An 8,845-nucleotide genomic window follows, 5' to 3' on the forward strand; every position below is an offset into this window, starting at 1 on the left:
ATGAAGTCGAGGGGACGATCATTGATGACAACGTAAGAGTCGGGTCGCATCTCGCTGACCCTCAACTTCTCATAGGGAATGATCGGCTTTGCCTCAGCAAGCTCGTCGGTGTTCAGAATCCTGTCCTGAGCAAAAAAAGTCAGGAATTCCGCCGTATAAAAATCCGTATAGACTGTAGCGGACGGCCCAACGCGTTCAGCGATATGCCGGATCATCTTCAAGGGCTGCGGCCTTAACTCCGTCAGCGGCAAAGCCACGCTCGCCAATATCACGGTCGTGACGGCCGTGGCCCAGAGACGGCGGTGGGTGACGAACTGCGCTCCTCCTGTTCGTAAGAAGAGCATCGATATAAAGCCGCTGCACAGCAGGACGGACGGCAAGAGCAGTGGGTAGAGATAGCGCTCGAAGACCAGCGGCAAGGGCTTGTACGCTGTCAGTGACGACGATGCCAGATCGAACGCGAGGAGTTGCAGAAGCAGCCAGACCCCAAGCATGACAAATCTACGATCTCGCCCAAGGCTTCCCCAGAAGGCGGCAATCAGGGCAAACGTGGGCAGCATACAGAATGCCATCAACTCCTCTTTCGGGCCACTGACGAGGATCCGCCGCAGAAGCGCGTGGACATAGCCGCCCGGCTTCCACCCGAAGTAAGGGGAGGATTGGTCGAAGAACCAAACGGCGTTCTGCTGATAGTTTTTCGGCACAATGTGGAAGTGAAAGAGCCAGTCTCCCGTCGTGGCACGATAGAAGGCAGCCTCGGAGAACAAGAAAAGAAGAATAACCGCCGCAATGCAGGAGAGTTTCCGAAATGGCGACTTCTGTGTAAGAACCAATATCAGCACAAATGGCGCGGCATAGACAACCGTCTCTTTGTTCAGCCAAGAGATGCCTAAACACATGCCGGCAAGGGCGGCATAAGAGAGAGATCGGCGCGAGCCGTCCTTGACCGGATCCAAAATCAGGAGGGCGATTCCGAGGTTCGTCCAGAATGCCGCGACCGGATCGGGGAACAAAGTCGACGCCATCGCGACGTCTCGGGGCAGTATCGCGAGCAATCCGGCAGCTATCAGACCCGCGGTCGGGCCAAAGAGGGTCCGACCAAGAATATAGGCCAGGACACATCCGGCGATGCTGACGAGGAACGGAACGATGATCACCGAATCCTCGGACAATCCGAAGAGCTTGATAAAGAAGGCGGCCGGACCGTAGAAGCCGATCCGCAACGGGAAAATCAAAGCGCCATCGTAGCTGTTGAGAAGGAGCTTGCCATGCGCCAGATCATTGGCAAGTTCCGCATAGCAGTAGGGGTCCGATTCAACGAAGCCTTGAAAGAAAAACATCCTGAGAATGACGGCCAACAAGAGGATGCCGGCCAAAGCGAAAAGGTGGTGTTGCGCTGTGAACGTTCGCCCAATCATCGTCGCATCCAACCTCCAGCGTCATCCTGTATGGCACTGACGCCTCCACGGCGCCTGTGCCGCTGACCTCGAGCACGCTCTCGCACTCGGCAACTTTGATGCAGTCTCGGTCAAATGCCTATCGTCCGTTGGGAGGCATCTGAGGCTACCTCTTTCATCTAAGTGGACGAGTGGGTCGCCGCGGTGTCAGCTTAGAGTCCCGCATTTAGGTTGAAGATCCAGACAGCTGCAGAACGGAAAGCGTGGAAGTCTCGACGTCAAGGCTCAACTGAGCAGGCCGTAATGACTTATTTGGATAGCGCGTTCCGTATTCTTAGTCAGCCTCTCGGCGGGGTCCTGGCTATTGCGGTTGCCGTTGGCACCGTCATTCTAGTGCTCATCGCTGCCCTTATGATGCGCGATCTGGGCTATCGCCGGCTTGTCTGGATCGCTATCGGTGGTTGGGCCTTAAGCGCCGGCGTTGCGGCTCCTTACGTGCTGGCGGCGTCGCGCAGCGAGAGTGCCCTCGGGCCCTACGCAGTCCAGCAAGCCATTCTGGTGTTTCCTGCGCTCGCTTCAGACGGATATGCCGGCCCTATATCCGCGCAGATATGGTTTCCGGTGACACGGGATCCAGGACAGACTCCGGTATTGGAGACGTGTGCGCAACTGCAGTCTCAGTCTTTGAACAATGCCGGGAATCCACGGCGGCTCCTGCTCTATATGCCGCATTTCGGTGGCCAGAAAACGGACAACACGGCGCGACTTTCCTATCTGGCTTCATACGGCTACGTCGCCGTCGCTTTCGACGACATAGCGCAGGATGCCCCTCTACCTGGTGCCACGCGCCAAGACGAGGACGCGCGCCTTCGGATGTGGCACGTACAAACACAGGAGGATTTTGAGAAAACTGTGCGGCTGGATGACATTCGGGTTAGGCGCCAAGCGGAGAAAGCGCTTAGCGGACTTGATAGGCTCGCGGCCTGCGCCGCCGGGCATTTTGACTCACCTTGGAGTAGGACGGTCGATTATACGCATGTTGGATTTTTGGGCTATTCGTTCGGCGGTTCGACAGCAGCGGAAGCGGCCGTCATGGATCGGCGGGTCGTCGCTGTAGTCAATTTAGACGGCAACCTCTTCGGCCAAGCATTGGCCGGGCGCCTTACCGTGCCGTATCTTTATATGATGAGCGACCGGCCACTTCCGACCATCAGTTCGATGATGTCGACAGATCCGAATGAACGATACGGATCCCGTATGGATGCACGGGATCGGACTGAGCAGGCAAGGCTCACAGCCCGGCATGGGAGCGCAGGAATTGTCATCAAAGGCAGTGTCCATTCCAGTCTCAGCGATGCTGCTCTCGAGCCTCATGCGTCGAGACTGTGGATATTCAAAAACCCGATTGCCTTCTTCAATGCGACGAATCTCTGCACTCGCCAGTTTTTTGACATCCACCTAATGGGTCAGAATGAAACGTCAGTCGATCGGTTCCCGCCAGAGAGTCCGGTGGTTCGAACCTTCGAGGCAATGGGCATTACCCCGGACCAACACTTTGCTTTGCCTCCATCTTGAGATGCGAACGGGCCCGCGATGCATTTGAGCAAAGACCCGCAGCCCATTCGATGCGTGTCACCCACTGACCTCCCTTCCCGCCCAACCGTGCCGTTTATGCTAATGTTTGCCAATCGTATTGATGTGCTAGATATAAACTCCGTGATGGAATAAGAAGACAGAGGAACTTGCTGCGACCGCATTCAGTTTTCGTGTGGAAGAGTTTTCAATTTGGGGCGCTATCTCTAACGAAGCCTCACTTTGCCATGCTCAATGCAACTCTGCGCTGCCAATTTCTGTGGGACCTTCTCCCGTGCACAACCTTGTTTCCACCGCCTACATGGTTATTGCGGTCTCGGGCGTCATAGCGATCCTCTGGCTGGCCCGGCGGCGCGCCCTGCCCGAAGGGCGATTTAGAGCGGGCACCGCGCTCTTCTGGGCCGTCGGGCCGCTGGCATTGGGCGTGATCATATTCGATCTGGTAAGCCTGAAAGTGAGTGCGCCCCCGGAAGCACTTTGGGATTTCCTCCGAGCCTACTATCCAGCGGGCCGGGCTGCGCTCCACCACGACGCAGCGGCGCTCAAGGCCCTTATTGGAGTCGGAGCGGAGGGCGGGTTCGTCAACATCCCGGCGGTGGCTTATTTGTTTGCCCCCTTCGGGTGGCTGCCTCCACCGATGGCCGCTACAGTTTTTACGATTATCGGCATCGGGATGACGATTGCCGCTTGGTTCATGCTGATCCGCCTGTTCCGGCTTGAACTTCGGGAGCGCTGGCTGCTGGCGCTCCTCTTCGCGGTCAACGGCCCCCTACTGAATGGAGTCAAGTTCGGCAATGTCAGCTATTTCCTGATCTTAGCCTTCACGACAGGGCTCGTGCTCATGCGGGCGCAGCGCTCGACAGCAGCGGGTATCGTGCTGGGCGCCGCCGCTGTCCTCAAACCTCCGCTGGCACTCTTCGGCTTATTCTTCCTCTTGCGGCGCGACTGGCGTGGCTTGGCCGGGTTCGCCGCCGTGGGCGTGGCGGCAGCCTCTCTTTCGCTGGTCCTATTTGGTTGGGCGCTCAATTTCTACTGGTTTCAGACAACGGGCCTGCAATATAGCCACAACTGGCTCGGCGGCTTCAGCGTTCAATCCATCCCGGCATTTCTCGTCCGGCTGCATGAACCATCGGCGATCCTGCTTGACTGGTCGGCAAAAGCGCCACCCGCCGGTGAGAAGCTGCTGGCCCAGGCCATCACTGGCCTGATCTTTCTGATCGGGGCCTTTGCCTGTGTCGGGTTTCGCTCGCGCCACGGTGCGGCAAACGAGGCCAGTGCGGGCGAGCGGCAGGATCTGCAATATCTCCTCACAATCTGTTTGTGCCTGGTGTGCAGCCCTTTGTCTTGGGCACATTACTATGCATGGCTGCTCGTTCCGGTGGCGTATTTCCTGGGGGCGCAGCAGAGTCTCGCCGTATCGACGGCTATCCGCGTCGTCGGCTGGGCGGCAATTATTCTGGTCACGCCGCTTGTGCTTTGGCCGCAGCCAAGCGCGTCCTCCGCCCCGATGACGATCTTCCAGTCGCTCGCCGTCTCGCACTATTTGCTCGGTGGCCTGCTGTGGTTTGGCCTGATCGCCTGGTGGCTGATGCGGGCGGCCGGACATCTCCTGCAGGTCGGCCCGAGGGGCGCAGGCGGAGCGGTGAGGTCCGTGACTTCGACACGCTTCTCGGAAGTCTCGAAAGCCCCTCCGCCGCTGTGAGACGGCCGAGGAGCGCGCGCGCTAGGCCGGCGGGGGCCTTGCGCCATGCGCCGTTAGAAACCTCAGGATAGCGTCGATGATTCCCGGAGGGTGACCAGGCGGCAGAGCCAAAGCATCTTGGGTATCGCCATGCCCGAGAGACGGATAGTGGATCACTTCGGCCGTGCCACCTTTTTCATGCAGCTTGGCGGCGACGTCGTCACTGTTGGATGGTTCGGCGGCACGGTCGCTGTCACCGATGATCAACAGCATCGGGGGCGGAACGCCATCGATATGGTTGATGGGCTCGCTGTAGCCGGTCTGAGGACCAAAGATGGCATGCTCCCTCGAACCGTCGAGCGGCAGCATGCTGTATACCCCTGAGAGACCGACCATGGCTGTTACATCATGCGGGGTCATCCCCACTCCACCAAGCCATTGGGGTTCGACCAACAGGCTGAATACATTGTGGGCGCCAGACGAATGGCCCATGAGTATCAACTTGCCAGGGTCCCCGCCAAAGCTTGCCGCCTGGTCTCGCGCCCATCGCACGGCAGCGGCATTGTCCTCCAGGAACATCGGCCATCGCGCCTGGGGATAGATCCTGTAATCAGGTATGACGACCATGAAGCCGCGCCTTGCCAGCGCCGCGCCAACCCAGGCAAATTCCGCCTTCGAACCTGCCGCCCAGCCGCCGCCATAAATGTAGACGATCACGGGCCGCGGCTTGGCCGCCGCGCGCAGGACATAGACGTCGAGGCTGTGGCGCTCACCCGGCTCATAGGGCAGGCTGTGAGTGATCACGAGGTCGTCCATCGGCTCAGCGGCCTTGTTCCTGTCGATGTCGCTTTCACCATGCGCGCACATGAAGAAGAGGACGCTGCACAGAAGCCCCCGAACCGTCTGCGTGATCACCGATTGTCTCTCCTCGCTGCCGCCCTTCGCCTGCGTGACTTCTGCAACGTCTACCCTTCGCAGCCGGTTTCATTCTGTGTGGGCTAGTATTTCCATGGTGAAAAGGGGAACCCACGACCGTCGGTCACTGAGCGTAATGGAGAATGCAATGCCGAAGCCTCAGGAAAGCAAGACTCGCAGATGATCAGCCTGAGGACCGCATTTCGCCACCTCAGCCAGGGGACATTATAGCCGACTGTATGGACAAGGGCTGCGCGCGCGCCCTGGCAAGGCTCGTTACCAATACGGATGATCTCATGTCACCCGATCGACTAGATGTTGATGACTTGCTGTAGGATGAGAAGCTTGTGATATCTTCTCTACAAGAAGGCGCAGTCAAGCCCACAGGCCGATGTCATCGTTATTACATGTCCGGAGTTGGAAGATGACCAGTAACGACGTGGGATTGCCATACAGGACAGAAGCGGTCAGCACCGTCGCCTCAAACCGTTTGGTGGAAGGCGCGTTTCTGGTCGCGGGCATTCTCACGGCGATCTACGCGGTGACATCCTTGGCGCTTCCATTCGGCTGGGACCAGGGGATGATGGCCTCCGTGGGCAGTTCTTGGGTCCACGGCGGCGTACCTTACGTCACCGGCTGGGAAATAAAGGGGCCTATCTCTTTTGTGCCGTATGCGCTGGCCCAGCTCCTCTTCGGTCCCACGATGTGGGGCGTTCGGATTTTTGATGTCCTCATGTCCGCCGCGGCATCATGCGTCTTTTACGCCGGCATCCGAAGTCTGACCAATTGGCAGGTTGGCGCCTGGGCGACCATCGGATTCTATTACTGGATCGCTTCCGCCGGGTGGTTCTACACCGCGGCGCCAGATCCTTGGGCAGGCTTTCTCTGCGTGATGGCGATCGTTCCTCTAGTGGCAACGAACAAAGCATTGAGCGGTTGGCGTCTTCTGCTATCCGGATTCCTGATCGGATGTATCGGACTGATCAAGCCGCTTTATCTCCTCGCAGGTATCGCGCCGCTCCTGTCAGTCGCACTGGTGCCAAGGCTTACCGGCAAGCGACGCGCCGGCCTTGCATTCGTCTTGGCCATTGGCGCGGCGGCGCCAATTATGGCCATGTACGGGTACTTAGCTTGGCGGGGAGGCCTGTCTCAGGTCATCGAAGCGCATATCCTCTATCCCCTTTCCACCTATGCGCATGTGAGTGTGGGAACAACACCCGTTCAAGGCTTCGCAAATTTCTTCGCTCGGCCGACCGTCGCTCTCATGACGCCCTTCATTGGCCTGGGCATCTGGGAGTTTCGAAAGCAACCGCAGCTTCTTTGGCCTGTCCTTGGATGGCTTGCTGCTCTGTTGGTGATCGTTGTTGCGCAGGGCAAGTATTTCCCTGCCCATTGGCTGCCTGTCTATGCTCCGCTCGTGTTCTTGGCGGCGCTCGGCGCGCATGCGCTTGCGCGTGACGATAGGAAGGCTGGCGCATCCAGAATTGTGGCTTTCGGCGCGGCCCTGATGTTCACCGTTCAGGTTTGTGCGCCCCCCTTCTACGACGCTACCAAATGCATTTACTACCTCGACATGAAACACGCGCCAGATCGTTATTATGCTTCATTCGAATTCTTCCACGTATACAATGCTGAAGACGAACGGGCGGCAGCCAGTTACATCGCTGGACGAACAAGTCCGGAGGATGGTGTCTTCATCTGGGGCAACGACGCCACCGTTCGATACTTGGCGAACCGCCCAAATCCGTCACGGTTTACCTATGAAATGCCCCTGAGCTTGCCAGGCCGATACCTTGCCCGCTACCGAGTTGAGGTCATGCACGAGCTTCGGGCACGGCCGCCGACCTATTTCATAGTGGGAATCAATTGGTGGGGTGCAGACTCGAAAGCGCAAGCGCTCGGCAAGTTTTCTGCGCTCGCTGCATTTTTGAATCAAGGTTATAGCCTGGAAAAAAGCTTCGGTGCTCTTGATCTCTATCGGCGAAACGCCACTCCTTGAAACTCACCCCTGGGACGCCGCGGCCGTTCCGTGTCTAGGACAGATAGCGGACAAGGTGCAGGCGGAGACAATTCGTGCTCCCCTCTTCGCTGCACCACGAGTGTATGTCAGCCTTGAATCGGCGCGCGGTATCGGGCGTCATGGCTGCCGCGTCCTGTCACGCGTTTGCGCGACCCAGCAGAGCATTGCAAGTGTGCCGATACCTGCAAAGAAGAGATAGCCGATGGCCAAGTTCAGCGGCGTCGCGACCTTATAGATGTGCGATGTTACGCAGACAGCGGACAAGAGGAATAGGGCCGCGAAAGCGATGAGTTGCTGTCGCCTACGAACACTGTTTGGCGCTGCGGCCAGGAGACAGAAGAGCGTCGCGAAGATTGGCGCCATGATGCCGTAATGGTTCTCCCAGGCAATCGGAGCGGCCATCGTAAACGCCAGGGCGGCAAACATGAAATCCAGGAGGCCGCTGAGCGCATCCCGTTGGCTGGGACGGGGCCAAAGAGCACCGACGATCAGAATGATCGCCGCCGCCACGCTTCCTAGATAGACGACGGGATTGTAAGGCGGAAACGCATGCACGTCCCAAACGAGCGGATTAACAGTTCCGATCAATGCGTTCAGGATGCCGTTCACGGAATTGTTGGAGATCATGGCTTCGCCATGCCGGGATAGAAAACTGAGCTCGTTCAGATATTGGAGATGCGCCGTCACGCCGAAGACCGCGAGAGAAAGGAGACCGAACGGCAGGATGGCGATCGCCGCACCGAGCATGAAGCGCCATTCCCGGCGCAGGAGCGCCCAAACCGCGAAGACCGCGAATTGCGGCTTGAGCAGACAGATCAAACCCACCAGAACGCCGGCCGAGAGCTTGCGATTGGCGAGGAAGGCAATACAGGCAAAAGTAAAGCCGGTGTCTATCCAGACCTGGATTTGGCCCAGCCAGAAGCCCATCATCACTGGGAAGAACAGGAAGGTTGCTCCGCCCGAGAGGATCGCACCCGCCTTCGCCGCCGGAGACGCCGCCGCATCTTGCCCATATTTCCGGATCAGCACGAGGCGAAACAGAAAGCCGACACCAATGGCGTTCGCTGCTATCAAAAGGCGGTTGATGTTATTGAGGAAGACGCTTGTCACATCGATCCCAAGCCACTGCAGGCCCAGCATCGGCAAGAGAGAAGTCGGCGGGTATTGGAATTTCAGATGCTGAGCAAAGAACACTTCCTGGTAAAGAGAGTTTGGCCCTGCCTTGCTCACATAGTCTAG

Annotated in this window: 6 protein-coding genes; 3 read left to right on the forward strand and 3 right to left on the reverse strand. The window is 58.2% G+C overall.

What is annotated here, in order from left to right; translation table 11 throughout:
* The coding region (locus VL752_RS12750) for an ArnT family glycosyltransferase (RefSeq protein ID WP_325355781.1) at positions 1–1,430 on the reverse strand (1,430 nt) is incomplete at its 3' end.
* Between the two features lie 270 nt (positions 1,431–1,700).
* On the opposite strand from VL752_RS12750, the gene VL752_RS12755 reads away from it, so the two are divergent.
* Together VL752_RS12755 and VL752_RS12760 are read left to right on the forward strand one after the other, a co-directional pair.
* Positions 1,701–2,972 carry a hypothetical protein gene (locus VL752_RS12755; protein WP_325355783.1) on the forward strand — a complete coding sequence of 424 codons (1,272 nt, stop codon included), beginning with the start codon at positions 1,701–1,703 and terminating at the stop codon, positions 2,970–2,972.
* A gap of 292 nt (positions 2,973–3,264) precedes the next feature.
* A complete protein-coding gene (locus tag VL752_RS12760; RefSeq protein ID WP_325355785.1) occupies positions 3,265–4,692 on the forward strand; it encodes a glycosyltransferase family 87 protein in 1,428 nt (475 codons plus the stop codon).
* A gap of 21 nt (positions 4,693–4,713) precedes the next feature.
* Here the strand turns inward: VL752_RS12760 and VL752_RS12765 are convergent, their stop codons facing one another.
* The gene (locus VL752_RS12765; RefSeq protein ID WP_325355787.1) at positions 4,714–5,586 is read right to left on the reverse strand and encodes an alpha/beta hydrolase; all 873 of its coding nucleotides are present in this window, start codon (positions 5,584–5,586) and stop codon (positions 4,714–4,716) included.
* A 424-nt stretch (positions 5,587–6,010) separates the two neighbouring features.
* Between VL752_RS12765 and VL752_RS12770 the strand changes: the two genes are divergently transcribed.
* Entirely contained in the window at positions 6,011–7,585 is a 1,575-nt protein-coding gene (locus VL752_RS12770) for an ArnT family glycosyltransferase (protein ID WP_325355789.1), read from the forward strand.
* 138 nt (positions 7,586–7,723) lie between these two features.
* On the opposite strand, the gene VL752_RS12775 is transcribed toward VL752_RS12770, so the two are convergent.
* Positions 7,724–8,845: glycosyltransferase family 87 protein (locus VL752_RS12775; protein WP_325355790.1), on the reverse strand; the 1,122-nt coding region annotated here is incomplete at its 5' end.

The organism is Acidisoma sp., from assembly GCF_035492295.1.
Lineage (GTDB): Bacteria > Pseudomonadota > Alphaproteobacteria > Acetobacterales > Acetobacteraceae > Acidisoma.

Bases quoted from the DNA above. Each gene is read 5' to 3' on its own strand.
- VL752_RS12755 (WP_325355783.1), top strand. From the start codon at position 1,701: ATGACTTATTTGGATAGCGCGTTCCGTATTCTTAGTCAGCCTCTCGGC.
- VL752_RS12770 (WP_325355789.1), top strand. From the start codon at position 6,011: ATGACCAGTAACGACGTGGGATTGCCATACAGGACAGAAGCGGTCAGC.